The sequence below is a fragment of the Pseudomonas sp. NY15356 genome (genome assembly GCF_048068175.1).
GTDB classification, from domain to species: domain Bacteria; phylum Pseudomonadota; class Gammaproteobacteria; order Pseudomonadales; family Pseudomonadaceae; genus Aquipseudomonas; species Aquipseudomonas putida_K.
In genome coordinates this window covers 47,160-70,698 of the sequence record NZ_JBLUPW010000013.1, presented here as the reverse complement: position 1 = coordinate 70,698, position 23,539 = coordinate 47,160, and the positions used below count along the sequence as shown (strand labels likewise).

General features: G+C 64.0%; 22 protein-coding genes, 1 tRNA gene and 1 pseudogene. 14 read left to right on the top strand and 10 right to left on the bottom strand.

Annotation, left to right across the window (positions count from 1 at the left end; translation table 11 throughout):
• Window positions 1–94 precede the first annotated feature (94 nt).
• Window positions 95–1,474, bottom strand: a complete 1,380-nt coding sequence (locus ACNFCI_RS12820; protein WP_368829525.1) for a sensor histidine kinase — start codon at window positions 1,472–1,474, stop codon at window positions 95–97.
• Window positions 1,467–2,138, bottom strand: coding sequence for a response regulator (locus ACNFCI_RS12815; protein WP_368829526.1), 672 nt, complete (start codon window positions 2,136–2,138; stop codon window positions 1,467–1,469). Before ACNFCI_RS12815 ends, ACNFCI_RS12820 begins: the two co-directional genes overlap by 8 nt.
• A 199-nt stretch (window positions 2,139–2,337) precedes the next feature.
• On the opposite strand from ACNFCI_RS12815, the gene ACNFCI_RS12810 reads away from it, so the two are divergent.
• From ACNFCI_RS12810 to ACNFCI_RS12790, 5 genes are all read left to right on the top strand, one after another.
• Window positions 2,338–3,627 (top strand): OprD family porin, encoded by a 1,290-nt coding sequence (locus tag ACNFCI_RS12810; RefSeq protein WP_368829527.1) that lies wholly within the window; start codon window positions 2,338–2,340, stop codon window positions 3,625–3,627.
• 32 nt (window positions 3,628–3,659) lie between these two features.
• Window positions 3,660–4,640 carry a Bug family tripartite tricarboxylate transporter substrate binding protein gene (locus ACNFCI_RS12805; RefSeq protein ID WP_368829528.1) on the top strand — a complete coding sequence of 327 codons (981 nt, stop codon included), beginning with the start codon at window positions 3,660–3,662 and terminating at the stop codon, window positions 4,638–4,640.
• A gap of 179 nt (window positions 4,641–4,819) precedes the next feature.
• A complete protein-coding gene (locus tag ACNFCI_RS12800) occupies window positions 4,820–5,278 on the top strand; it encodes a tripartite tricarboxylate transporter TctB family protein (protein ID WP_084855918.1) in 459 nt (152 codons plus the stop codon).
• A 3-nt stretch (window positions 5,279–5,281) separates the two neighbouring features.
• Window positions 5,282–6,796, top strand: coding sequence for a tripartite tricarboxylate transporter permease (locus ACNFCI_RS12795; RefSeq protein ID WP_368829529.1), 1,515 nt, complete (start codon window positions 5,282–5,284; stop codon window positions 6,794–6,796).
• Window positions 6,789–7,820, top strand: a complete 1,032-nt coding sequence (locus ACNFCI_RS12790; RefSeq protein ID WP_368829530.1) for an AbrB family transcriptional regulator — start codon at window positions 6,789–6,791, stop codon at window positions 7,818–7,820. The genes ACNFCI_RS12795 and ACNFCI_RS12790 overlap by 8 nt, the downstream gene beginning before the upstream one ends.
• 87 nt (window positions 7,821–7,907) lie before the next feature.
• Here the strand turns inward: ACNFCI_RS12790 and ung are convergent, their stop codons facing one another.
• Window positions 7,908–8,600, bottom strand: coding sequence for a uracil-DNA glycosylase (ung, locus tag ACNFCI_RS12785; RefSeq protein ID WP_368829531.1), 693 nt, complete (start codon window positions 8,598–8,600; stop codon window positions 7,908–7,910).
• 126 nt (window positions 8,601–8,726) lie between these two features.
• On the opposite strand from ung, the gene ACNFCI_RS12780 reads away from it, so the two are divergent.
• Entirely contained in the window at window positions 8,727–9,833 is a 1,107-nt protein-coding gene (locus ACNFCI_RS12780; protein ID WP_368829532.1) for an enoyl-CoA hydratase/isomerase family protein, read from the top strand.
• Between the two features lie 60 nt (window positions 9,834–9,893).
• On the opposite strand, the gene ACNFCI_RS12775 is transcribed toward ACNFCI_RS12780, so the two are convergent.
• Window positions 9,894–10,343, bottom strand: coding sequence for a hypothetical protein (locus ACNFCI_RS12775; protein WP_368829533.1), 450 nt, complete (start codon window positions 10,341–10,343; stop codon window positions 9,894–9,896).
• A gap of 205 nt (window positions 10,344–10,548) precedes the next feature.
• Here ACNFCI_RS12775 and ACNFCI_RS12770 point away from each other — a divergent pair, with 205 nt between their 5' ends.
• From ACNFCI_RS12770 to ACNFCI_RS12755, 4 genes are all read left to right on the top strand, one after another.
• Window positions 10,549–10,770 carry a cysteine-rich CWC family protein gene (locus ACNFCI_RS12770; protein ID WP_084855907.1) on the top strand — a complete coding sequence of 74 codons (222 nt, stop codon included), beginning with the start codon at window positions 10,549–10,551 and terminating at the stop codon, window positions 10,768–10,770.
• Between the two features lie 29 nt (window positions 10,771–10,799).
• Window positions 10,800–11,492, top strand: a complete 693-nt coding sequence (locus ACNFCI_RS12765; protein WP_084855905.1) for a pseudouridine synthase — start codon at window positions 10,800–10,802, stop codon at window positions 11,490–11,492.
• A 348-nt stretch (window positions 11,493–11,840) separates the two neighbouring features.
• Complete coding sequence (locus ACNFCI_RS12760) at window positions 11,841–12,836, top strand: alpha/beta fold hydrolase (protein ID WP_416768007.1); 996 nt, start codon at window positions 11,841–11,843, stop codon at window positions 12,834–12,836.
• Window positions 12,816–12,889, top strand: a tRNA-Gly gene (locus ACNFCI_RS12755). The genes ACNFCI_RS12760 and ACNFCI_RS12755 overlap by 21 nt, the downstream gene beginning before the upstream one ends.
• Window positions 12,890–13,056: 167 nt before the next feature.
• Here ACNFCI_RS12755 and ACNFCI_RS12750 read toward each other — a convergent pair.
• From ACNFCI_RS12750 to ACNFCI_RS12735, 4 genes are all read right to left on the bottom strand, one after another.
• Window positions 13,057–14,325 carry a type II toxin-antitoxin system HipA family toxin gene (locus ACNFCI_RS12750; RefSeq protein ID WP_368829535.1) on the bottom strand — a complete coding sequence of 423 codons (1,269 nt, stop codon included), beginning with the start codon at window positions 14,323–14,325 and terminating at the stop codon, window positions 13,057–13,059.
• Window positions 14,322–14,864 carry a helix-turn-helix domain-containing protein gene (locus ACNFCI_RS12745; protein WP_368829561.1) on the bottom strand — a complete coding sequence of 181 codons (543 nt, stop codon included), beginning with the start codon at window positions 14,862–14,864 and terminating at the stop codon, window positions 14,322–14,324. Before ACNFCI_RS12745 ends, ACNFCI_RS12750 begins: the two co-directional genes overlap by 4 nt.
• A gap of 296 nt (window positions 14,865–15,160) precedes the next feature.
• On the bottom strand, window positions 15,161–15,631 hold the full coding sequence (gene cynS / locus ACNFCI_RS12740) for a cyanase (RefSeq protein ID WP_368829536.1): 471 nt from the start codon (window positions 15,629–15,631) through the stop codon (window positions 15,161–15,163).
• Window positions 15,632–15,660: 29 nt separating this feature from the next.
• A complete protein-coding gene (locus ACNFCI_RS12735; RefSeq protein ID WP_224458109.1) occupies window positions 15,661–16,320 on the bottom strand; it encodes a carbonic anhydrase in 660 nt (219 codons plus the stop codon).
• Between the two features lie 112 nt (window positions 16,321–16,432).
• Between ACNFCI_RS12735 and cynR the strand changes: the two genes are divergently transcribed.
• The 3 genes and pseudogenes from cynR to ACNFCI_RS12720 all read left to right on the top strand — a co-directional run bounded on the left by cynR (window position 16,433) and on the right by ACNFCI_RS12720 (window position 18,994).
• A complete protein-coding gene (cynR, locus tag ACNFCI_RS12730; protein ID WP_368829537.1) occupies window positions 16,433–17,323 on the top strand; it encodes a transcriptional regulator CynR in 891 nt (296 codons plus the stop codon).
• A 308-nt stretch (window positions 17,324–17,631) separates the two neighbouring features.
• A pseudogene (locus ACNFCI_RS12725) lies at window positions 17,632–17,859 on the top strand (type II toxin-antitoxin system RelE/ParE family toxin); the annotation flags it as partial.
• Between the two features lie 118 nt (window positions 17,860–17,977).
• Complete coding sequence (locus tag ACNFCI_RS12720; RefSeq protein ID WP_084855883.1) at window positions 17,978–18,994, top strand: DUF4917 family protein; 1,017 nt, start codon at window positions 17,978–17,980, stop codon at window positions 18,992–18,994.
• 75 nt (window positions 18,995–19,069) lie between these two features.
• On the opposite strand, the gene ACNFCI_RS12715 is transcribed toward ACNFCI_RS12720, so the two are convergent.
• Together ACNFCI_RS12715 and ACNFCI_RS12710 are read right to left on the bottom strand one after the other, a co-directional pair.
• Window positions 19,070–20,287, bottom strand: a complete 1,218-nt coding sequence (locus tag ACNFCI_RS12715) for an SAM-dependent methyltransferase (protein ID WP_368829538.1) — start codon at window positions 20,285–20,287, stop codon at window positions 19,070–19,072.
• Between the two features lie 98 nt (window positions 20,288–20,385).
• On the bottom strand, window positions 20,386–21,003 hold the full coding sequence (locus tag ACNFCI_RS12710; RefSeq protein WP_084855880.1) for a TPM domain-containing protein: 618 nt from the start codon (window positions 21,001–21,003) through the stop codon (window positions 20,386–20,388).
• A gap of 223 nt (window positions 21,004–21,226) precedes the next feature.
• Between ACNFCI_RS12710 and bglX the strand changes: the two genes are divergently transcribed.
• Window positions 21,227–23,518 carry a beta-glucosidase BglX gene (bglX, locus tag ACNFCI_RS12705; protein ID WP_368829539.1) on the top strand — a complete coding sequence of 764 codons (2,292 nt, stop codon included), beginning with the start codon at window positions 21,227–21,229 and terminating at the stop codon, window positions 23,516–23,518.
• Window positions 23,519–23,539: the final 21 nt, after the last annotated feature.

The window sequence follows — 23,539 nt, the reverse complement described above, 5'->3', positions numbered from 1 at the left end:
GCAAGGGCTTCGCCCTTGATCGCGGGACAAGCCCGCTCCTACAAAAAAAACCAGCGCAGGACAGGTTGAGGTGGAAGCACCGGCACAGGCCGCGTCAATCGGCGATAAAACTCACCCGCACCCGCAGCCCACCGTTCTCGCCGTCATGCAGGCTGATCTGTGCCAGGTGCGCACGGCAGATCTCGCCGACGATCGCCAGCCCCAGACCGGTGCCCTGGGCACTGCGTCGGTAGAAGCGCTCGAATACCCGTTCACGCTCCTCCAGGGGAATGCCCGGCCCGTCGTCCTCCACTTCGAGTACGGCCGGCGCCAACACCCGCAAGATCACGTTGCCGCCCTTCGGCGTATGGGCCAGGGCGTTGTCCACGAGGTTACTGAGCAACTCGTTGAGCAAGGTCGGTTCGCCCTTGAGCCACACCGGCGCTTCGGCCTCCAGGGCCAGGGCAACACCCCGAGCATGGGCCAGCGGTGCCATGGCCATGCCCAGCTCACGAGCCAGCTGACTCAGGTCCAGGCGCTGGGCGCCGCCTTCGGCAATGGCCCGAGCGCCGTTTTCCACCCGTGCCAGGGAGAGCAACTGGTTAGCCAGGTGGGTCAGGCGGTCGGTCCCCTGGGCTGCAGTCTCCAGGGTCTGACGCCACTGCTCCGGCTCCTGGGAGCGCATCCCCAGCTCGACCCGTGCCTTGAGCGCCGCCAATGGCGTGCGCAGCTCATGGGCCGCCTCGGCGATGAACTGCGCCTGGCGTTCGAACTGGCCCCTGAGGCGTTCGGTGAAATGGTTCAGGGCGCGCACCAACGGGCCCAGTTCCCGCTGCACCTGCACCACCGGCAGAGCCCGCAGGTCGTCGGGTTGACGCTCCTCCACCGCTGTGCGCAGGCGTTCCAGCGGGCGCAACGCGGCGCTGACCGCGAACCACACCATCACCAACGCGCCGAGGGCCAGCATGCCCAGGCGCAGCAGGGTATCGGCCATCAACCCCCGGGCCATGCGCACCCGCGCCTCTTCGGTCTCGGCCACACGGATCTCGGCCATGCCGTTCATGTTCGGCTCGCTGACCGCCTTGAGCAGGCTGACCACCCGCACATCCTGGCCCAGGTAGGTGGCGTTGTAGAACCGCGCCAGGGCCGGGTAGTCGTCGGTGCGCGGGGTACCGGGCGGTGGCGGCGGCAGATTTTCATATCCGGAGATGAGCTCGCCGTGGATATCCAGTACCTGGTAGTAGATGCGCCCGGCACTGTCGTAGGCGAAGGTATCCAGGGCCACGTAAGGCACATCGGCGCTGAGCGTGCCATCGCGCTGGGACAGGCCGGCGGCGATGGTCCGCGCCGAGGCCAGCAAGGTACGGTCGTAGGCGGTATCGGCGGCTTCGCGGCCATTCCAGTAGGCGCTCAGGCCACTGGCCAGCATCAACACCACCAGCAGCAGCGCCAGGTTGCCGAGCAGGCGCCCGCGCAGGCTGCCGTTGTCACGCATCGCGGTGCTCGAGCAGGTAGCCAAGCCCGCGGAAGGTGACGATGGCGACCGGGTGACCATCGAGCTTCTTGCGCAGGCGATGGATGTAGATCTCGATGGCATCCGGGCTGGCCTCCTCGTCCAGGCCGAACACTTGGGCGGCCAGTTGTTCCTTGCTCATCACCCGGCCCGGGCGGGCGATCAGCGCCTCGAGCACGCTCTGCTCGCGCTGGGTCAGGGTCAAGGCATCATTCCCCAGGCTGAAACGGCGGGTGTCCAGGTCGTAGACCAGCGGGCCGCAGCGCTGCTGGCGTTCGCCGCCCAGCACGCTGCGGCGCAACAGGGCTTTTACCCGTGCCTCGAGCTCGGTCAGTTCGAAGGGCTTGGCCAGGTAGTCGTCGGCCCCCAGGTTCAGGCCGTGCACCCGGTCCTTGACGTCGCTGCGCGCGGTGAGCATCAGCACCGGCAGGGTCTTGCCGCGGCCGCGCAGGCGTGCCAGCACCTCGAAGCCGTCCATGCGCGGCAGGCCGACATCGAGCACGGCCACGGCATAGTCCTCGCTGGCCAGGGCCAGGTCGGCGGCCACGCCATCGTGCAGCACGTCCACGGTCAGGCCATGGCTCTTGAGGGCCTGGGCCACGCTTTCGGCCAGTTGCAGGTGGTCTTCGACCAGCAACACACGCATCGGATTCTCCCTGCTCGGGTGGGGCTTTGCCGCGGAGTGTACCGCCGTCGAGGGGCCTGTGAAGCCCTCGCGGCAAACCTTTCACACTGAAAGGTTAGCGAAAGGTTCATTACCTAGCATCGCACCACGGTCGCCCCGCGCGCCGAACAAAGCACCAGCAAGGTGCAACCGATAAGAACAATAAACGGAGTCATCGACGATGCTGTCCACGCAGCCTCAGGCCCTCGCGCCTACCCGTTCCCCGTACGTACGCCCTTCCGTCATCGCCAGCGCCGTCGCCCTCGCCGGTGTCGCCCCGATGAGCCAGGCCGCCTTCTTCGAAGACAGCACGGCCACCTTCGAAACCCGCAACATGTACTTCAATCGCGACTTCCGCGACGGCACCAGCAGCCAGCAGTCCAAGCGCGACGAATGGGCCCAGGGGTTCATGCTCAACTTCGAGTCCGGCTACACCGAAGGGACCGTCGGGTTCGGCCTGGATGCCCTGGGGATGCTGGGCATCAAGCTCGACTCCAGCCCCGACCGCACCGGCAGCGGTCTGCTGCCCACCCATGACGACGGCAAGGCCGCCGACGAATACGCCAAGCTCGGCCTGACCGGCAAGGTCAAGGTCTCGAAGACCGAACTGAAGATCGGCACCCTGATCCCCGAACTGCCGACCCTGCAGCCCAACGATGGGCGCATCCTGCCGCAGACCTTCGAAGGCGGCCTGGTCACGTCCAAGGAGATCAAAGGCCTGACCTTCACCGGCGCGCGCCTGGAAAAGGCCAAGGACCGTAACGACACCAACTGGGAAGACCTGGCCCTCAACAATAAGAACGGCCGCTTCGGCGGTACCTTCAGCGCCGACCATTTCGACACCGGCGGCCTGGACTACCAGTTCACCGACCGCATCACCGGCAGCTACCACTTCGCCCAGCTCGACGACATCTATCGCCAGCACTTCCTCGGTATGGTCGCCACCCAGCCGTGGGGCCCGGGCACCTTCGGTGCCGACCTGCGCCTGGCGGTCAGCGACGATGCAGGCCAGGCCAAGGCCGGCGACATCGACAACACCACGGTCAACGGCATGCTCAGCTATGCCCTGGGCGGGCACAAGTTCAGCGCTGCCTACCAACACCTGTCCGGCGACAGCGCCTTCCCCTATGTCGACGGCGCCGACCCGTACCTGGTCAACTTCGTCCAGATCAACGACTTCGCCGGTACCGACGAGCGCTCCTGGCAGGCCCGCTACGACTACAACTTCGCCGCCCTGGGCATCCCCGGCCTGACCTTCATGACCCGCTACATCAGCGGCGACAATGTCAGCCGCGCCGACGGCAGCGAAGGCAAGGAGTGGGAACGCAACACCGAGTTCAAGTACGTGGTACAAAGCGGCCCGTTGAAGGACGTCGCCGTACGCCTGCGCAATGCCACCTTCCGCTCCAACTTCGCCCGCGATGCCGACGAAGTGCGACTGCTGGTGAGCTACAGCGTGGCTCTGTGGTAACCCAATAACAACAATGCTCACGGAGAAAGACGATGACCTTTTCACTGCGCCGCCTCGTCCTCGCAACCGGCTGCCTGCTGCTGGCCGGCAACGCTTTGGCCGCCGAACCGAAACGCCCTGAATGCATCGCCCCGGCCTCGCCCGGCGGCGGTTTCGACCTGACCTGCAAGCTGGTGCAAAGCGCCCTGGTCAACGAGAAGATCCTGTCCAAGCCCATGCGCGTGACCTACATGCCCGGCGGTGTCGGCGCGGTGGCCTACAACGCCGTGGTCGCCCAGCGCCCGGCCGACGCCGGCACGCTGGTGGCCTGGTCCAGCGGTTCGCTGCTGAACCTGGCCCAGGGCAAGTTCGGCCGCTTCGACGAGAACGCCGTCAAGTGGCTCGCCGCCGTCGGCACCAGCTACGGCGCCATCGCGGTCAAGAGCGATTCCCCCTTCAAGACCCTCGACGACCTGGTCGCCGCCCTGAAGAAAGACCCGGGCAAGGTGGTGATCGGTTCCGGCGGCACCGTCGGTAGCCAGGACTGGATGCAGACCGCACTGATCGCCAAGGCCGCCGGCATCAACCCACGTGACCTGCGCTACGTGGCCCTGGAAGGCGGCGGCGAAATCGCCACCGCGCTGCTGGGCGGGCATATCCAGGTCGGCTCCACCGATATCTCCGACTCCATGCCCCATATCCAGAGCGGTGACATGCGTATCCTCGCGGTGTTCGCCGAAAACCGCCTGGACGAGCCGGAAATGAAGGACATCCCCACCGCCAAGGAGCAGGGGTATGACATCGTCTGGCCGGTGGTACGCGGCTTCTACCTGGGGCCGAAGGTCAGCGACGAGGACTACGCCTGGTGGAAGGCCTCGTTCGACAAGCTGCTGGCCTCCGAGGACTTCGCCAAGTTGCGCGACCAGCGCGAGCTGTTCCCGTTCGCCATGACTGGCCAGGAGCTGGACACCTACGTGAAGAAACAGGTCGCCGACTACAAGGCGCTGGCCCGGGAATTCGGCCTGATCCAATGACCTGCCTTGCGCCGCTCCCCCTGTAGGAGCGGCCTTGTGCCGCGAAAGGGCTGCGTGGCAGCCCCGGCGATTGACACGGCATCGCTCGGGACCTGGGGCCGCTGTGCGGCCCTTTCGCGGCACAAGGCCGCTCCTACACAAGGGGCCGCGTCTTGCCGACAGACAACGAGGATTCCTTCATGATCCTGCAACGCGTTTTCGCCCTGGCCCTGCTGGCGGTGTGCGCCGCCCTGGCCGTAATGGCCTGGCCCTACCAGGCCGCGTTTTCCTATGAGCCGGTAGGCCCCCGTGCCTACCCCCTGCTGATGCTCGGGCTGATGGGCCTGGCCTTGCTCTACCTGGCCATTCGCCCTACGCCGATCGTGCGCAAGGATGACGAGCCGGAGCTCGACCGCGAGAGCCTGGTCAAGATCGTCGCCTGCATCGGCCTGCTACTTGTCTTCGCCAGCACCTTCGAGCCCCTGGGCTTCATCCTCAGCGCCATCCTGGTCGGCGTGCCCATGGCCCGGCTGTACGGCGGCCGCTGGCTGCACAGCGCAATCGTGGTCGCTGCCATGAGCCTGCTGCTGTACTGGCTGTTCGACCGCGTGATGGATGTGCCCCTGCCCCTCGGCCTGCTGGACGTACTGGAGAACTGACACATGGATACCTTGAGCTACCTGGGCCAGGGCTTCGGCGTCGCCCTGAGCCCGTACAACCTGGTCACGGCCCTGACCGGCACCCTGATCGGCACCGTGGTCGGCCTGCTGCCGGGCTTGGGCCCGATCAATGGCGTGGCCCTGCTGATCCCCATCGCCTTCGCCCTGGGCCTGCCCCCGGAATCGGCGCTGATCCTGCTGGCCGCGGTCTACCTGGGCTGCGAGTACGGCGGGCGCATCAGCTCGATCCTGCTCAACATCCCTGGCGAAGCATCCACCGTGATGACCACCCTCGACGGCTACCCCATGGCCCGCCAGGGCCTGGCCGGTGTTGCCCTGTCGCTGTCGGCGTGGAGTTCGTTCATCGGCGCCTTGATCGCCACCTGCGGCATGGTGCTGTTCGCGCCGCTGCTGGCGAAATGGGCAATCGCCTTCGGCCCCGCGGAATACTTCGTGTTAATGGTGTTCGCCATCGTCGCCCTGGGCGGCATGGCTGGCGACAAACCGCTGAAGACATTCATCGCCGCATTGATCGGCTTGTTCCTCTCCAGCGTCGGCATCGACGCCAACAGCGGCGTGTACCGCTTCACCGGCGACAGCGTGCACCTGGCCGACGGCATCCAGTTCGTGGTGCTGGTGCTGGGCCTGTTCTCCATCAGCGAAATCCTCCTGCTGCTGGAAAAGACCCACCACGGTCACCAGGCGGTCAAGGCCACCGGGCGTATGCTGTTCAACATCAAGGAAGCGGCCTCGGTGTTCCTTGTGAACCTGCGCTGCGGCCTGCTCGGTTTCGTCATGGGCGTGCTGCCCGGTGCCGGTGCCACCCTGGCCAGTGCCGTGGCGTACATGACCGAGAAGCGCATCGCCGGTGACAAGGGCAAATTCGGCAAAGGCGATGCCCGCGGCCTGGCGGCTCCGGAAACGGCCATCGGCGCTTCCTGCTGCGGCGCCCTGGTGCCGATGCTGACCCTGGGCGTTCCGGGTTCGGGCACCACCGCCGTGATGATCGGCGCGCTGACCCTGTACAACATCACCCCCGGCCCACTGCTGTTCCAACAGCAACCGGATATCGTCTGGGGCCTGATCGCCTCGCTGTTCGTCGCCAACATCATGCTGGTGATCCTGAACATCCCGATGATCCGCATCTTCACCCGTATCCTCGCGGTGCCGAACTGGGCCCTGGTGCCGGTAATCGCCATCATCACCGGGATCGGCGTGTATGCCGTGCATGCCACCACCTTCGACCTGTTCCTGATGGTCGGCATCGGCATCATGGGCTACATCCTGCGCAAGCTGGACTTCCCACTGTCGCCGATCCTGCTGGGCTTCATCCTCGGAGGGCTGATGGAGCAGAACCTGCGCCGGGCCCTGTCGATCTCCAATGGTGAACTGGGCATCCTCTGGTCGAGCCCGATCAGTATGGGCGTCTGGGTGTTGACCCTGTGCATGCTGACCCTGCCGCTGCTGCGCATCTGGCGCAAACGCAGCCTGCAACGCCGGGCGATGGCCGATGCCTGACCGGTCGTTGCCGCTGTTCTGGGCGACCGGGCTGGTCGGCCTTGCGGGCGGGTTTCTCGCAAGCTTGGTCGGCTGGCCCCTGCCATGGATGGTCGGTTCCCTGTTGGCGATCATCCTGGTGCGCTGCCTGACGCCCTGGCAGCTCACGGAAATCCCCAACGGCCGCAAATGCGGCCAATGGATCATCGGTATCGGCATCGGCCTGCATTTCACCCCGGCGGTGATCGAGCAGGTCGCCGGCCATTTCGCCCTGATCCTGTTCGGCGCCTTGTTCACCACCTGCTCCAGCGTGATCAGCGTGTGGCTGCTACGGCGCACCGGGGAAGACCGCGCCACGGCGTTCTTCGCCAGCATGCCGGGTGGTGCGGGGGAGATGGTCAACCTCGGTGCGCGCAATGGCGCAGTGATCAGCCAGGTAGCTGCCGCCCAGAGCCTGCGGGTACTGGCGGTGGTGCTGTGCATACCGGCGCTGTTCAAGTTCCTGCTCGGCGATGGCGTACCGCTGAGCCATTCGGGCAGTGTCAGCTGGGGCTGGCTGGCGTTGATCGCACCGCTTGGCGTACTGGTCGCCCTGGCCTGGCAGCGCCTGCGCCAGCCCAACCCCTGGCTGTTCGGGCCATTGCTGGTCGCGGCCAGTGTGAGCCTGGCCGGCAACCTGCAGATCGGCCTGCCCAATGGTGCCAGCCAGGTCGGCCAATGGCTGATAGGCAGCGGCCTGGCCTGCCATTTCAACCGGGCATTCTTCCGCCGGGCGCCGTCGTTTCTTGGGCGCACCTTGCTGGCGACCTTCCTGTGCATGCTGGTTGCCGCCAGTGCGGCCTGGGCCTTGAGCGTGATGACGCAACTGGACCTGCGTTCGCTGACATTGGGGATGATGCCCGGAGGCATCGCCGAGATGAGCCTGACGGCGGAGACTCTGCAACTGTCGGTACCATTGGTGACGGCGTTACAGATGATGCGGCTGTTGTTCGTGCTGTTTCTTGCCGAGCCCCTGTTCCAGCGGTGGAACTCTGGCCAACCATGATTTGGTGCAAACAGCTTCGCGGGTAAACCCGCTCCCACCTAGGCCAATGTGGGAGCGGGTTTACCCGCGAAAAGGCCAACGCAGTGTTTAAAGCGGCGGCAACGTCCAGTCGATCGGTGCCAGCCCACGCTGCTCGAGGAAGCTGTTGGTCCGGCTGAAATGCCCGCAACCGAAGAACCCGCGATACGCCGACAACGGCGAAGGGTGCACTGACTTGAGCACCAGGTGTTTGGTGCCATCGATCAGCTTCTGCTTGCTCTGGGCATGAGACCCCCACAACAGGAACACCACGTTCTCGCACTGCTCGCTGACCACCTGGATGATCCTGTCGGTGAACGGCTGCCAACCCGCATTGGCATGGGAGGCAGCGTTGCCACGCTGCACGGTCATGGTGGTGTTGAGCAGCAACACTCCCTGCTCGGCCCAGCTTTGCAGGTAGCCATGACTGGGGATCGGCAGGTTGAGGTCGCGGTGCAGTTCCTTGTAGATATTGACCAGCGATGGCGGCGTGGGCACGCCCGGCTGCACCGAGAAGCACAGGCCATGGGCCTGGCCTGGGCCGTGATACGGGTCCTGGCCGAGGATGACCACCTTCACCTTGTCCAGCGGCGTGGAATTCAGGGCATTGAAGATCATCGGCCCGGGCGGGTAGATCTCCTTGCCGGCCGCGTATTCCTGGCGCAGGAATTCGCGCAGCTGCTGCATGTAGGGTTGGTCGAACTCGGCGCGCAACGCGGCTTTCCAACCGGGCTCGAGCTTGATGCGATCGTCGTCAGTCATGAGGCCATCCGTAAACAATGGCGCGACACTAGGTAAGCTGCCCGGCCTTGTCAATCGATCCGACCGACGACCGGCATGATCACCCGTGGGGTCCATACTTGTGCGATGACGTACGCGAGGTTGCCCATGTCCATTCAATGCGAGGTACTCACCGGAGTCGATGGCGCGCGCATCGGCATCGCCACCCTGGATGTGCCCAAGGCGCTCAATGCCTTGAGCCTGCCGATGATCGAAGTGCTCGACCAACACCTGCACGCCTGGGCCGAAGACCCAGGCATCGTCTGCGTATTGCTGCGCGGCAACGGGCCCAAGGCTTTTTGCGCCGGCGGCGACGTACGCGCCCTGGTGCATGCTTGTCGCGAGCACCCCGGCAGCGTGCCCCCCCTGGCCGCCACCTTCTTCGCTGCCGAGTACCGGCTCGACCACCGCCTCCACACCTACCCCAAGCCCTTGCTGTGCTGGGGGCACGGCCATGTGCTGGGCGGAGGCATGGGCCTGCTGCAAGGCGCCGGGATACGCATCGTCACGCCCAGCAGCCGGCTGGCCATGCCGGAAATCAGCATTGGCCTGTATCCCGATGTCGGCGCCAGTTGGTTCCTCGCCCGCCTGCCGGGCAAGCTCGGCCTGTTCCTGGGTTTGACCGGCGCGCCGATCAACGCCCGCGACGCTCTGGACCTGGGCCTGGCCGATCGTCTGCTCGGCGAGCACCAGCAGGAGGCATTGATCGAGGAATTGCTGCAGCTGAACTGGCAGGAGCAGACCGCGCTGCAACTGAACAGCCTGCTCAAGGCCGAACAACACCGGGCATGCGCCGAACTGCCCGCAGCCCAGTGGCTGCCACGCCGGGAAGTGATCGACGGGTTGCTCGACGTGGCCGACCCGGTGGCAGCCTGGCGAGCCCTGTCAGGGTTGAGCAGGCATGCCGACCCGCTACTGGCCGAAGCTGGGCAACGTTTGCACGAAGGCTGCCCGCTGACGGCACACCTGGTCTGGGAACAGATCCGCCGCGCTCGCCACCTGTCGCTGGCCCAGGTATTCCAGATGGAATACACCATGAGCCTGAACTGCTGTCGGCACCCGGAATTCAGCGAAGGCGTGCGCGCCCGCCTGTTGGATAAAGACAACCAGCCGCGCTGGCACTGGCCGGATATCGATCAGGTACCTGCAGCGGTGGTGGAGGCGCATTTCGCCAAGGTATGGGAAGGGCGGCACCCGTTGGCGGACCTTGGCTGAAATCGCGCCGGGAGGCCGCTTTGCGGCCTGATCGCGGGACAAGCCCGCTCCTACAGGCGATCAACGCCGCCAGTGACGGTTACCCCCACGATCCCCATCGGACCGGCGATTTTCGCCCCTGCCATTGGAATGCCAACGCTCGTTCTGGTGGCGGCGGTTGTCGTTGCGATAGTCGTGCCGGTCCCTGTCACGCCCATAGTCGTAGCGCTGGCGGTTGCCGTAGTCGTTCCGCGGGTTGCCATGCCACTGGTTCACACGGTGGGCGGGGTATGGCTTGTAGTACGGCGAAGGTGCCGAGCGATGGTAGCGAGGGGCAGATTGGTAGTACCGGGGCTGGTAATAGCGCGGCTGCGGCGCGACATAGTAACGGTCGTGACGGTAGTAGCTGGGGTAGTAGTAGCGATCGCTCGTGTAGTAGTTCGAGCGGTAGTACCTGCCATCCTCGTAATAGGGAACGCAGGCGGAGGTAAGCAGGCCCAACAAGGCGATCAGCAGAATTCGACGGTACATGGCGGCCTCCTGGACCGCAGGCTGCCCGACACAGCGGCGCTGGCGAGCGTCGATGCAAATGCGTTCATCGACACCCGATCAGACCATCAAGCGAAGGTGCAGTGCCCTTTTCGCAATGAATTGAAACAGGTTGTCGACGACCGGAAGCCGCCGAGGTTTTTCCCCGGTAGAATCGGCTTCATTCCTGTACATCGCGGCTCGAACCATGAACGATCCCCAGCGCTGCCCCGCGTGCGGCGCCCTCAACCAGTGCTCCCTGGCAGACCCTCGCAGCGCCACGCAGCCGTGCTGGTGCTTCGGCGTGACCATCGACCCGGCGGTGCTCCAGGCCCTGCCCGAGGCACTGCGCGACAAGGCCTGCCTGTGCCCCCGCTGCGCGGCGGTGGATGACCGGCTCAAGGCAGCGCAGCCGACGGCAGCCCGCTAGAATCCATCACTTTTCTCAAGGCCCACCCCATGCGCCTCGACCGCTTCCTCGCCAACCTGCCCTGCTATAACCGCCAGCAGGTGCGCCTGCTGCTGGCCCAGCGGCGCGTGTGCGTCGACGGCGTGGTGGCCACCGACTCCGACCATGAGGTTCGCGAATTCAGCCGCGTCGAGGTGGACGGCCAGGTGCTTCAGGCTGGGCGCCCGGCGCGCTACCTGATGCTGCACAAGCCCACCGGCTGTGTCAGCGCCACCCAGGACCCGCAACACCCTACCGTGCTCGACCTGCTGCCGGCCGAGCTGCGCGACGACCTGCACATCGCCGGCCGCCTGGACTACAACACCACCGGCCTGATGATCCTGACCAACGATGGCCAATGGTCCAGGCGCCTGACCCAGCCGAAGACGAAACTGCCGAAGGTCTACCAGGTTCACACCGAGGACGAGATCGGCGAACACTATGCGGCCACGTTCCGCGAAGGGTTGTACTTCGCGTACGAAGACCTCACCACCCAGCCCGCGCATCTGGAAATCCTGGGGCCACGCCACGCCCGGCTGGCGATCGTCGAAGGGCGTTATCATCAGGTCAAGCGCATGTTCGGGCATTTCGACAACAAGGTGGTGGGGTTGCACCGTGAGCGGATGGGCGGCATCGACCTGGATCCGGCCCTGGCGCCGGGGGAGTACCGCGACCTTACGGCCGAAGAGATCGCGACGGTGTGATCGCGCGATTGGGCCTGCCCTGCTGCCCCTGACCACCCAGCGGTTTTCCCTCGCGCATCGTCCAAACGGCACTTGCACGATCCCTACCCTGCTGCTTGAATCAAACTGGTCGGTCTGCATGTGACCAAACAGTCACGAACGCAGTCCAAGACGCCTTTTTGCCGGCCACCCAGGGCCTCGATGCCTTGGGGCACGGCAGATTGCCCACCTAGAACAAATACCGTCGACACGCGTGCCAAGGATCGACACAAGGGCTTGCGGTTTCTCTTCCAGGCGAATGCCTACCTGTCATAAACAACGTGCACCCTAGGTCACGCGAATACCCTTTTGGCGCCAGGAGTCGATGACATGAGGCCAGAAATCGCTGTGCTTGATATTCAAGGTCAGTACCGGGTTTACACGGAGTTCTATCGCGCGGAAGCAGCCGAGAAGACGATCATCCTGATCAACGGCTCCCTGGCCACCACGGCCTCTTTCGCCCAGACGGTGCGCAACCTGCACCCACAGTTCAACGTCGTGCTGTACGACCAGCCCTATGCGGGCAAATCCAAGCCTTACAACCACCAGGAACGCCTGATCAGCAAGGAGACCGAGGCGCACATCCTCCTCGAACTGATCGAGCACTTCGAGGCCGACCACGTGATGTCGTTCTCCTGGGGCGGGGCCTGCACCCTGCTGGCGCTGGCGCACCAGCCGCGGCGGGTGGAGAAGGCCGTGGTGAGCTCGTTCTCGCCGATCATCAACGCGCCGATGCGCGACTACCTGGAGCGCGGTTGCCAGTACCTGGCCGCCTGCGACCGCTACCAGGTCGGCAACCTGATCAACGACACCATCGGCAAGCACCTGCCGTCGCTGTTCAAACGCTTCAACTACCGGCACGTGAGCAGTCTGGACAGCCACGAGTACGCGCAGATGCATTTCCACATCAACCAGGTGCTGGAACACGACCTGGAGCGGGCACTGAAGGCCGCGCGCAACATCGACATCCCGGTGCTGTTCATCAACGGCGACCGTGACGAGTACACCACCGTCGAAGATGCCCGGCACTTCAGCCGGCACGTCGGCCAAAGCCACTTCAGCGTGATCCGCGACGCCGGCCACTTCCTCGACATGGAGCACAAGGCCGCCTGCGAGGACACCCGCGCCGCAATGCTCGGTTTCCTCAAGCCGACCGTGCGCCAGCCCCGTCAACGCAGTCATTACGTACAGGGGCAGCATGCCTGTAGCCCTGTAGAACCTTGGGCTACAAGTCGCCGACAGGTCTTTTTACACACTCGGGCTTTCCAGGCCTTGGGGGATCTGGTAAAAATGTCGGCCTCTAAAGCGGGTATAGTTTATTGGTAAAACTATAGCTTCCCAAGCTATTGAGGAGGGTTCGATTCCCTCTACCCGCTCCACTCCTCCTTTCTTTTTCAGGGGAGGGCCTTTGCCCTTTACCCCGTTCCCTTGTCGTTTCCCTTCGCTTTGTGTCCTGTCGAGTGCATTTTGTAAGCCCGCTCCCCGGACTCTGTGTCAGCGTCTATGCGACAGCCGCGCAAGCCAACTTAGAGAGGGCGCGAACATGTCACCCAGCAAGTCGGAAAGCGTCTGCCATTCGGTCCTGCTCCCGTGCGGAGAGGCCTAGGCCCTGAGCCAGGATTCGCCATTGACCCACGATGTCTCGGAAGTCCTCGATGATGTCGTCTGCCTGTTGGCGGTCCAGGCGGAAGTAAGCGGCCACCTCCCGAGCCAACTCAAGGTCGAGCGCGTTGTCCGCATCAGTAATGTTGAGTTTGAGGCCGTCGGCATAGGGGACAGGGTTCATGTCATAGGCCTGGGAGAGCTTCCAGCCACGGCCTGGCACAAGAATGAAGCCGTGGTTGCGAAGGTGGTCGTCAGTATTGGAGACCAGGATGTTGAAGACAATTCGCGACCACAGTTCTCGCAGATCCAGATTGGGTTGCGCGCCTTGACTCATGAGCACTTCTGCGAGCTCCAGATAGCTCACCCCTGTCGAAGCATCGTCGCCATCGCTATGTCCTGTCATGGTCATCGCTGAAGCAAAATGCAACCGGCGACCTGCATCGGTCCGATCGAAGCGGCGCACCATGAAGCAATGATAGTCACTAGCGAACTTGCGAGCCTGCGCCGGTGCGACCTCAAGGCCACAACCGTTGGCCAAGGCATTGACCACCATTTCCCATCCACCGACATCATAGCTATCCCGTGTGCTTGGGAATTTGGCGATGTACAGGCGCCCCGCGTCGTCCGCGACGCTCGCTTTGGGCCTGGCACCGCCAAGCGAACCGCCTGGCGCGATGAGCATACGCAGCCAGTCCTGCCCTTGAGCAGCGACGTTGTCGGGATCCTGTTCAAGCGCACGACTGGCCTGTTCCAGAGCACGGATTTCAGTAAAAGGCGGAGCCGCGACGTTGATTCGGTTGTCGAGAAAATCCCCGGCATCCTCCAGTCGGTACCGTAGCGCGCCCACTCGATACATATCGTGTACCCCGAGCAGGTAATCCGACTCGTAGAGTCTTGTATCCACGGGCACCAGGCCCGCCCGCTTGTCACGCTCAAATCGCCTATCCATCAGCAGGCGTCCCCAGCGGTCGGGACTGGAGTCATCGAAGACCCCGAACTTGTCCCTGGGTGGGGTGGGGTACTGCGGACCGCCGAAAGGTTGAATGCTCGGGTCCAACTGAAGCCCGGCCAGATCAGGATCTGCCAGCGCAGCATCGTCGTATTCGAACTCGAATCGCTCTGTCGCTCTGGTCCTGCGGCTGTGCAAGAAACCAAGGCGTCGGGGGCCAGACAGTCCATCCCAGTCCGCATATACGGCAATCATGCTCATGATGGCGCATTCCCTTTGCGTTTCGGCTTGCGAAGCATAGAGGTCAAACTGTCGGTGCTCACCACATCGGTGAGCAATTCCGTTTTTTCGTCACGGGCATGCTTCCATGCATCTTCAGCCGTCGACTTGTCGCCCTTCACGTCCGCTTTTTTTGTCTTAGGTGAAGAGGAACTGCGCGGCGCTCGGGCTATTGGAGCCGGATTGCGAGCGCCCCCCTGGGCAGCCTTTGGGCGGCTATGTACAGCGTCGCTTCTTATCAAACGAGCGTCCTGAAGTTGTCGACCCAAGTCATCCGCCACCGCAAGCTTTGCGAGATCGTCGGCCAATCCAAGCACCTGCATGACGGACAGGTAGGCACCAATCGTGACGCCCGATCCACCAGCTTCCAGCGAGCGCAGAGTCATGGGGGACATGCCCGCCCGTTCAGCGACTTGTTTGGCGGTCAACTTTCGGCGCAGGCGCGCAAGCTTCAGCCGCTCACCGAATTCGATGAGAAGATTGTTCGTCGCCGGCAAGAGTGGGGCTGTCTTCTTCGCCATGGCTAATATTCCATCTCTTTTCGCAGAAAACAGCCAGAATATTAGCATCTCAAGCATCCAATCACCTAATCCCGTACGCTTCTGGCCGGAGCGAAGCAGGGTTAATAGTGCCAATATTTCATGATTTTCATCAAAGAAAAGCTAGAATATTTACATCCACTTGTGAGCTGAGCCAGCGCTCGTTAACGTTTTTGAGCGGATAGCTGCGTGGGCCTTGGCAAGAAACCAAATCGAACACACGCCAAACGGCCCGGCCGACGCATTACGTCGACCGGGCCGTTTCACTTATCGCCGGGTCAGAACGGCTTGGTCGGCAGGTACTTGCCGTCCAGGGTGATCACGGCGCGGGAGCCGCCTTCTGGATCCTCGACCTTCTTGAGGTCCAGCTTGAAGTTGATGGCGCTGATGATGCCGTCGCCGAACTTCTCGTGCACCAGCGCCTTGAGGGTGGTGCCGTAGACCTGCAGCATTTCGTAGAAACGGTAGATGGTCGGGTCGGTGGGGACGCGGTGCTCGATGCTGCCGCGCAGCGGGATGGTCTGCAGCAGGGCCACGCCATCGGCGTCCAGGCCCAGCTTGTCGCCGACCAGGCGGGCAGCGTCGGCCGGCAAGGCGTGCTGGCCGAGCAGCGCCGCGGTGACGAAGGCCTCGGAGAGGCCGGTGCCTTCGGTGATCTGCGCGAACGACAGGTCCTTGCGGGCCTTGGCCAGGAGGATGACGTCGGTCAGGGCCAGGCGTGCGTTCTGGCTGACTTGGGACTGGATCATGGTGCTATCTCCGTGGTGGATTGAAGGGTTCACCCTGCTCGCTGGAGCAGGTGCGAAACGGCGCGGACGTCGGGGTTGTCCGCAAGGGAAAGGAAGGTGCCGGTACGACCATCGAAGGCATCGATGCGCCCGCTTTCGATGTCGTAGACCCAACCGTGCAGGGTCACGCGCCCCTCTTCGAGGGCCAGGCGTACCGACGGATGCGTCTGGATATTGGCCAATTGGGCGATCACGTTCTCGCGCACCATGGCTTCGACCTTGGCGTGCGGCCCGGCATGTTGGCGGGCCTCGTTGACCACCCGGGCCGATTCGGCGTAGCGCAACCAGCCGGCCACGGCAGGCATGTGGTCCAGGCACGTACAGGTGGCGATGGCGGTCATGGCGCCGCAATCGGAATGCCCACAGATCACGATGTCGGACACCCGCAGGGCCGCGACCGCATACTCCACCGAAGCCGAGACGCCGCCAGGCTCAGGGCCATAGGACGGCACGATGTTGCCGGCGTTACGGATGACGAACAGGTCGCCTGGCTCGCGTTGCGTGACCAGCTCCGGTACCAGCCGGCTGTCGGAGCAGGAGATGAACAGCGCGCGCGGGCTTTGTCGGGTGGCCAGGTTCCTGAACAGGCCGGCGCGCTTTGGAAAGGCGTCCCGTTGGAATTTCAGGAAGCCGTCGATGATGTCCTTCATTGCTCTAACCTCTGTCTCGCGATGCGATGGAGCAAAGGTTACGCAGTGGTTCCAATAAGGTAAAAGTCTCATTTATGATGAACCGCATCAGATAAACTTATGCGGCTTCATCATGCTCGCTCGACATATCCACTACTTCCTGGCCGTGGCACAACACCATAGCTTCACCCGCGCGGCGGCGGCGCTGCATGTCTCGCAACCGGCCCTGTCGCAGCAGGTCAGGCAACTGGAAGAGAGTCTCGGCGCACAGCTGTTCGACCGCTCGGGGCGCACCACACGCCTGACCGACGCCGGCGAGGTGTACCTGCGCTACGCCCGCAAGGCCGCCCAGGAACTCGAAGAAGGCAAGCGCGCCATCCATGATGTCGCCGACCTGAGCCGGGGGGCGCTGCGGGTGGCCGTGACGCCGACCTTCACCACCTACCTGATCGGCCCGCTGGTGCAGGCCTTCCATCGCCGCTACCCCAACATCACCCTGACCTTGCGTGAAATCGCCCAGGAACGCATGGAAGCATTGTTGCTGGCCGATGAGCTGGATGTGGGGATCGCATTCGATCAGGTACATGCCCAGGACATCGAGGCGCAGTTGCTGCTGGTCGAGAGCCTGGCATTGGTGGTCGGCGACGCACACCCCTTGGCTGGGCAGCGTCATATCTCGCGAGAGGCGCTGGGCGCAGAATCCCTGGTGCTGCTGAGCGGCGAATTCGCCACCCGCGAGCAGATCGACCGCTACCTGCGCCAGCAGGGTGTACGCCCACGGGTGGCGATGGAGGCCAATGCCATTGGGGCGGTGATCGAGGTGGTACGCCGCACGACGCTGTCGACCCTGCTGCCGGCCAACCTCGCCAGCGCCCATACCGACCTCACCGCCCTGGACCTGGAGCCGCTGCGCCTGCAACGCACAGCCGTGCTCCTGCAGCGCAAAGGCGCCTACCAGACAGCCGCCGCGCGTGCCTTCATCGAGGTGGCGAAGCAGGTGGCAATGGCGTTGCAGAAGGCTTGAGCCCCGGCGACAGAAAAAAGGGCATGCCCGCACTCGACGAAGCATGCCCAAACACGGTGCCCGGTATTGCGCTGTGGGGCCGGGGCAGCTGCGGACTTCGAGAACGCCATGCGTAGCGTTGCCATACGGAGCACATGCAGCAAGCACAATTCCTATGGGAGCGGGTTTTCCGCATCCGTGAGGAAATGACCTACGTACTTACAGGAGCGCTTCTTATTCAGAGGGATGACGCAAGACAGATAATCTTCTCCTCTCCATCCCTGTAGCGCTGACATGCCAGGCACTACGCCAATGACGTATGCCATGCTATGCTTTTCATCGAAACGCCAGTGTTCACCAAACGCGCAAAAAGCCTGCTCGATGACGAGGCCTATCGTGCGTTGCAATTGAAACTAATGGGCACGCCCGAAGCAGGTGACCTCATCGAGGGTACAGGCGGATTACGCAAGATTCGTGTCGCAGCAAAAGGCCATGGAACACGTGGCGGAGCCAGGGTTATCTATTACCACTTCGTATCCGCCTCGCAACTGGCCATGTGCTCAAAGCCTTGTCCCATTGAGCTACCGGGCCGGACGGCTGCACGGAGGCTGTCCCGCACAACCTGCCCGGCATGCTAAAGTCCCCGCGTTTCCCGCCCAGCCCAATGGACTCATCATGCCCGCTCTCGATGCCCACTTGCCCGCCTGGCAGGTGCTCAACGACCGCCACCCCTGTTCTGCCCTGCTGCTGGGCAACGGCGCCAGCCGCGCCTTGTGGAAGCCGTTCGGCTACTTCTCGTTGTTCGAGGAGGCGCAACGGGTCCGTCACAAGGCGCTCGGCGTAAGCGACCAGGCGCTGTTCAAGGCCCTGGGTACCGAGCTGTTCGAGCCGGTACTGAGCACCCTCAACACCACCGTGCGTGCCAATGCCGCATTGGCGATCAATTCCACCGCACCGCTGAACCGCTACTACTCGATCAAGGAAGCCCTGATCCACGCCATACGCGCGGTACACGTGCCTTGGGCGCGGGTGCCGGGCGATACGCTGGCGACGATCAACCAGGCCCTGCGCGACTATCGCAACGTCTACACCAGCAACTATGACCTGGTGCTGCCGTGGGCCCTGCAGCAAGCGCCCGAAGGCTTCGCCGCGCTGTTCGACGAACAGGGCTTCTTCGATGTGCGCCGCACCTCAGGCGAAGGTACCCGGGTCGTCCACCTGCACGGTGGCCTGCACCTGCTCAAGCTGCCCGACGGCACCACGCGCCAGCGCAGCGCCGAATGCACGGAGCTGCTCGATGGCTTTGCCGTGAACATTCCCGGCGAGGTGCCGCTGTTCGTCAACGAGGGCCGCAGCGACGAAAAACTGCGAGCCATCCGCGCGTCTGACTATCTGTCATGGGGGTTGGGCCAACTGGCCAGGGAACGCGAGGGCCTGTGCCTGTTCGGCCAACACCTGGACGCCAGCGACCAGCACCTGCTCGATGCCATCCGCCAGGCGCGGCCACGGCATTTATCGATCGCCATCCGGCCGTTGAGCGAAGCGTCGGTCATCAACCAGAAGCAGCATTTCGTTCAGCGGTTTGCCGACATGCCGGAAACGGCGCTGCATTTCTTCGATGCCAGCAGCCATCCCCTGGGTAGTTCTGAACTGGCGATCGAGGTGCCGGTGGAGCGTGCTCGCCAGCGCTGAGTGCGCATGGGGCCGCTACGCGCCCCTATCGCGGGACAAGCCCGCTCCCACAGGACTGCAGAGCAGGCCCAGCCGTCACGCCGCAATCAACCCATCCTGGCGTAACAATGTCTCCAGGCAATGCTCCTGCACGCCGTAGAACGCCTTGAGCTGCCCGATCTTCTCCAGCAGCGCGCGGTTGTCCACCGGCTGCCGGCGCTTGACCGCCAGGATCATCTTGTTCTTGTTGGTGTGCTCCAACGAAATGAACTCGAACACCTTGGTTTCGTACCCGCAAGCTTCCAGATAGAGCGCGCGCAGGCTGTCGGTGAGCATCTCGGCCTGCTGGCCGAGGTGCAGGCCATACTGCAGCATCGGCTGCAGCAGCCCCGGGCTGTGCAACTGCGGGCGGATCTGCTTGTGGCAGCACGGCGAGCACATGATGATCGCGGCGTTGCAGCGGATGCCGGTATGGATGGCGTAGTCGGTGGCGATGTCGCAAGCGTGCAGGGCAATCATCACTTCGATGGCCTCCGGCACCACACTGCGCACATCGCCGCACTGGAAGTCGAGGCCCGGGTGCTCCAGGCGCGCGGCGGCGGCATTGCACAGATCGACCATGTCCTGGCGCAGTTCGACGCCGGTCACCTGGGCGTCACGGGCCAAGGTGTTGCGCAGGTAGTCGTGCATGGCGAAGGTCAGGTAGCCCTTGCCAGAACCGAAGTCCGCCACCCGCAGCAGCTGGTCCGCAGCCAGCGGCGCGCTGGCCAGGGCATGGTCGAATACCTCGATGAACTTGTTGATCTGCTTCCATTTGCGCGACATCGACGGAATCAGCGCGCCTTGGGCATCGGTCACCCCCAGGTCGCGCAGGAAGGGTCGCGACAGCTCCAGGTAGCGCTTCTTCTCCCGGTCGTGGGCAGCGCCTGCCTGTTCACGGGCCGGCTGGGCGACATGGCGCTGGAGCATTGGCTTGCCTTTCTTGCTGAAGCCCAGCTGCACCTCGCCCTCGGCGCTGAACAGGTGGGCATTGCGAAAGCTTTCCGGCAGCAGATCGGCTACCAGTGCCTGGGCCTGATCCAACGGCAGGTTGCGAGTGATGTCGCGGGTCTGGTGACGGTAGACCAGCGACAGGCACGGCTGGCCCTTGACCACCACGGGCTTGGCGATGATGCGCTGCAAGGTCTGGTCGGCGCCGACATGGCGCGCCAGCACCAGCTTGGCCAAGCTGCCCCTGTGCAGGGCATCGGCCAGAAGGCCAAGGAACTGGGCACGCGCATCCGGCGCGGTGGTGGCGGAAGGTGTGGCGGACATGGGAATCGGGTGCCTCGAAATGCGGGAAGCGCAACGCGCAATGGCGGGCATTCTACGTCGATGCCTGGCCTGCGCGAAGGGTTTCTCGATAGACGCGGCTAGTCGAGAATCACCAGGCGATTGGGCAGTTCGTTGCGCGCGAAAGTCGGCGGCACATGTTCACTGAACAATTCGCCGCACGCCTCGATGCACTCGACGAAGCCTTGCAGGGTCTGCCCCTGGCGCACCTGCTCGGTGAAGCGCGCGACGAGCGCCTCGCGGGCCTGCTCCGGTAGATGGCGGGCGATGCCTTCGTCCACCAGGATCTCCACGTGGCGCTCCGCTTCGCTGACGAAGATCAGCACCCCCGTCGCGCCGGCGGTGCGTTGCAGGTTCAGCTCCAGAAACTGCTGCCGGGCCAGGCCCGACGCACGGCGCTGGCGCAACAGGCGCGGCACCAGGCAGCTGGCCAAGCGTGGGTTACGCAGCAAAAGACAGAGGATGACGAAGGTAACCATCTGCGCCACCAGCAAGGTGCGGATATCCGGCCAGCCCAAGGCCAGGCGTGCGAGGCCAGGTATCGCCAGGGCCAACAATGCGGCCCACAACAAAGGCAGGTAGGCGTAGTCGTCGGCGCGACGCGCCAGCACGGTCACCAGCTCCGCATCGGTGCGCTGCTCGGCGCGGGCGATGGCCTCGGCGATCTGGCGCTGTTCATATTCGTTGAAAACAGTCATGCCCAGGGTCTCTCGGTCGTTCTTATAGTTGTTGTCCCGGCAGCCGGTCGGCGGGAGTGTATCTCATGACACGCCCCAGATGAGGCATAATCCGCCGCTGCATTGGACACTGCAGGGCGGATCGGCCAAGAAACGCCCGGCGAACCCTACAAGAACAGCCGCCAAAGAACTCGGCCACGCGCGTATCACCGTGGATACGGCACAGGCCTCGACAACGGAATTCATGATGAAACTGTGTTTGCTGGGCCTGGCCATGGGCCTTGCCAGTCAGGCGGCCCTGGCCGCTCCCTCCGCACCACCCCTGCAGGACAAGCAGGCATTCATCGAACACCTGATCGGCCAGATGACCGAAGCCGAGAAGATCGGCCAGCTTCGCCTTATCAGCATCGGGCCGGAAATGCCCCGCGAGAAGATCCGCGAGGAGATCGCCGCCGGGCGCATCGGCGGCACCTTCAACTCGCGCACGGCACCGGAGAACCGGCCGATGCAGGACGCTGCCATGCGCAGCCGCCTGAAGATCCCGATGTTCTTCGCCTACGACACCATCCACGGCGAGCGCACGATCTTCCCGATCGGCCTGGGCCTGGCGGCGACCTGGGACATGGACGCCATCGCCAAGGTTGGCCGTACCTCGGCGATCGAGGCCGCGGCCGACTCCCTGGACATGACCTTCGGGCCGATGGTCGACATCGCCCGCGACCCGCGCTGGGGCCGTACCAGCGAAGGCTTCGGCGAGGATACCTACCTCACCTCGAAGATCGGCCAGGTGATGGTCAAGGCGTTCCAGGGCTCGAGCCCAGCCAACCCCGACAGCATCATGGCCATCGTCAAGCACTTCGCCCTGTACGGTGCGGTGGAAGGCGGGCGCGACTACAACACGGTCGATATGAGCCTGCCGAAGATGTACAACGACTACCTGCCGCCCTACCGCGCCAGCCTCGAGGCGGGCGCAGGCGGGGTAATGGTGGCGCTGAACTCCATAAATGGCGTGCCGGCCACCTCCAACACCTGGCTGATGAACGACCTGCTGCGCAAGGAGTGGGGGTTCAAGGGCGTGACCATCAGCGACCACGGCGCCATCCAGGAGCTGATCCGCCATGGCGTGGCCCAGGATGGCCGCGAGGCCGCGAAGCTGGCGATCAAGGCCGGCATCGACATGAGCATGAACGACACGCTCTATGGCGAAGAGCTGCCGGGCCTGCTGAAGTCCGGCGAAGTGACCCAGGCCGAGCTGGACCAGGCGGTGCGCGAAGTGCTCGGTGCCAAGTACGACATGGGTCTGTTCAAGGACCCGTACGTGCGCATCGGCAAGCCCGAGAGCGACGTTGCCGACTACTACGCCGAAAACCGCCTGCACCGCGAGGCAGCCCGCGACGTGGCGCGCCGCAGCCTGGTGCTGCTGGAGAACCGTGACCAGACCCTGCCGCTGAAGAAGGCCGGCACCATCGCCCTGGTCGGCCCGCTGGCCGATGCTCCGATCGACATGATGGGCAGCTGGGCTGCCGACGGCAAACCGGAGCACTCGGTGACCGTGCGCGAAGGTCTGCGCCGCGCCCTCGCGGGCAAGGCCAAGCTGGTCTACGCCAAGGGTTCGAACGTGACCGGCGACAAGGCCATGTTCGACTACCTGAACTTCCTCAACTTCGCCGCGCCCGAGATCGTCGACGACCCACGCCCCGCCGCCGTACTGATCGACGAGGCGGTGAAGGCCGCCAGGCAGTCCGACGTGGTGGTGGCCGTGGTCGGGGAATCGCGTGGTATGTCCCACGAGTCTTCCAGCCGCACCACCCTGGAAATTCCCAAGGTACAGCGCGACCTGATCAAGGCGCTGAAGGCCACCGGCAAACCCCTGGTGCTGGTGCTGATGAATGGTCGCCCGCTGTCCCTGGCCTGGGAACGCGAGCAGGCGGACGCCCTGCTCGAGACCTGGTTCAGCGGCACCGAAGGCGGCAATGCCATCGCCGATGTGCTGTTCGGCGACTACAACCCGTCCGGCAAGCTGGCCATCACCTTCCCGCGCTCGGTCGGGCAGATCCCGATGTACTACAACCATCTGCGCATCGGTCGGCCCTATACGCCGGGCAAGCCGGGCAACTACACCTCGCAATACTTCGAGGAGCCCAACGGTCCGCTCTACCCGTTCGGCTATGGCCTGAGCTACAGCAGCTTCGAACTTTCGGGTCTGACCCTGGGCAGCCAGCAGCTCAAGCGTGGCGGTACGCTCGAGGCCAAGGTAACGGTGAAGAACACCGGTAAACGCGACGGCGAGACGGTAGTGCAGCTGTACCTGCAGGATGTCAGCGCGTCCATGAGTCGCCCGGTCAAGGAGCTGAAGAACTTCCAGAAACTGATGCTCAAGGCCGGTGAGTCGCGGACCTTGACCTTCCGCATCAGCGAGGATGACCTGAAGTTCTACAATGGCCAGTTGCAACGCGTCGCAGAGCCTGGGCAGTTCAACGTCCAGGTCGGCCTGGACTCCGAGGCGGTGCAGCAGCAGAGCTTCGAGTTGCTGTAGGCGATTACCCAGCCCCCTTGG

Bases quoted from the DNA above. Each gene is read 5' to 3' on its own strand.
- ung (WP_368829531.1), bottom strand. From the start codon at position 8,600: ATGACTGACGACGATCGCATCAAGCTCGAGCCCGGTTGGAAAGCCGCG.
- ACNFCI_RS12810 (WP_368829527.1), top strand. From the start codon at position 2,338: ATGCTGTCCACGCAGCCTCAGGCCCTCGCGCCTACCCGTTCCCCGTAC.
- ACNFCI_RS12815 (WP_368829526.1), bottom strand. From the start codon at position 2,138: ATGCGTGTGTTGCTGGTCGAAGACCACCTGCAACTGGCCGAAAGCGTG.
- ACNFCI_RS12710 (WP_084855880.1), bottom strand. From the start codon at position 21,003: ATGACTGTTTTCAACGAATATGAACAGCGCCAGATCGCCGAGGCCATC.
- bglX (WP_368829539.1), top strand. From the start codon at position 21,227: ATGATGAAACTGTGTTTGCTGGGCCTGGCCATGGGCCTTGCCAGTCAG.
- ACNFCI_RS12745 (WP_368829561.1), bottom strand. From the start codon at position 14,864: ATGGCGAAGAAGACAGCCCCACTCTTGCCGGCGACGAACAATCTTCTC.
- ACNFCI_RS12775 (WP_368829533.1), bottom strand. From the start codon at position 10,343: ATGTACCGTCGAATTCTGCTGATCGCCTTGTTGGGCCTGCTTACCTCC.
- ACNFCI_RS12805 (WP_368829528.1), top strand. From the start codon at position 3,660: ATGACCTTTTCACTGCGCCGCCTCGTCCTCGCAACCGGCTGCCTGCTG.
- ACNFCI_RS12770 (WP_084855907.1), top strand. From the start codon at position 10,549: ATGAACGATCCCCAGCGCTGCCCCGCGTGCGGCGCCCTCAACCAGTGC.
- ACNFCI_RS12715 (WP_368829538.1), bottom strand. From the start codon at position 20,287: ATGTCCGCCACACCTTCCGCCACCACCGCGCCGGATGCGCGTGCCCAG.
- ACNFCI_RS12795 (WP_368829529.1), top strand. From the start codon at position 5,282: ATGGATACCTTGAGCTACCTGGGCCAGGGCTTCGGCGTCGCCCTGAGC.
- ACNFCI_RS12760 (WP_416768007.1), top strand. From the start codon at position 11,841: ATGAGGCCAGAAATCGCTGTGCTTGATATTCAAGGTCAGTACCGGGTT.
- ACNFCI_RS12780 (WP_368829532.1), top strand. From the start codon at position 8,727: ATGTCCATTCAATGCGAGGTACTCACCGGAGTCGATGGCGCGCGCATC.
- cynS (WP_368829536.1), bottom strand. From the start codon at position 15,631: ATGATCCAGTCCCAAGTCAGCCAGAACGCACGCCTGGCCCTGACCGAC.
- cynR (WP_368829537.1), top strand. From the start codon at position 16,433: ATGCTCGCTCGACATATCCACTACTTCCTGGCCGTGGCACAACACCAT.
- ACNFCI_RS12820 (WP_368829525.1), bottom strand. From the start codon at position 1,474: ATGCGTGACAACGGCAGCCTGCGCGGGCGCCTGCTCGGCAACCTGGCG.
- ACNFCI_RS12765 (WP_084855905.1), top strand. From the start codon at position 10,800: ATGCGCCTCGACCGCTTCCTCGCCAACCTGCCCTGCTATAACCGCCAG.
- ACNFCI_RS12735 (WP_224458109.1), bottom strand. From the start codon at position 16,320: ATGAAGGACATCATCGACGGCTTCCTGAAATTCCAACGGGACGCCTTT.
- ACNFCI_RS12800 (WP_084855918.1), top strand. From the start codon at position 4,820: ATGATCCTGCAACGCGTTTTCGCCCTGGCCCTGCTGGCGGTGTGCGCC.
- ACNFCI_RS12750 (WP_368829535.1), bottom strand. From the start codon at position 14,325: ATGAGCATGATTGCCGTATATGCGGACTGGGATGGACTGTCTGGCCCC.
- ACNFCI_RS12790 (WP_368829530.1), top strand. From the start codon at position 6,789: ATGCCTGACCGGTCGTTGCCGCTGTTCTGGGCGACCGGGCTGGTCGGC.
- ACNFCI_RS12720 (WP_084855883.1), top strand. From the start codon at position 17,978: ATGCCCGCTCTCGATGCCCACTTGCCCGCCTGGCAGGTGCTCAACGAC.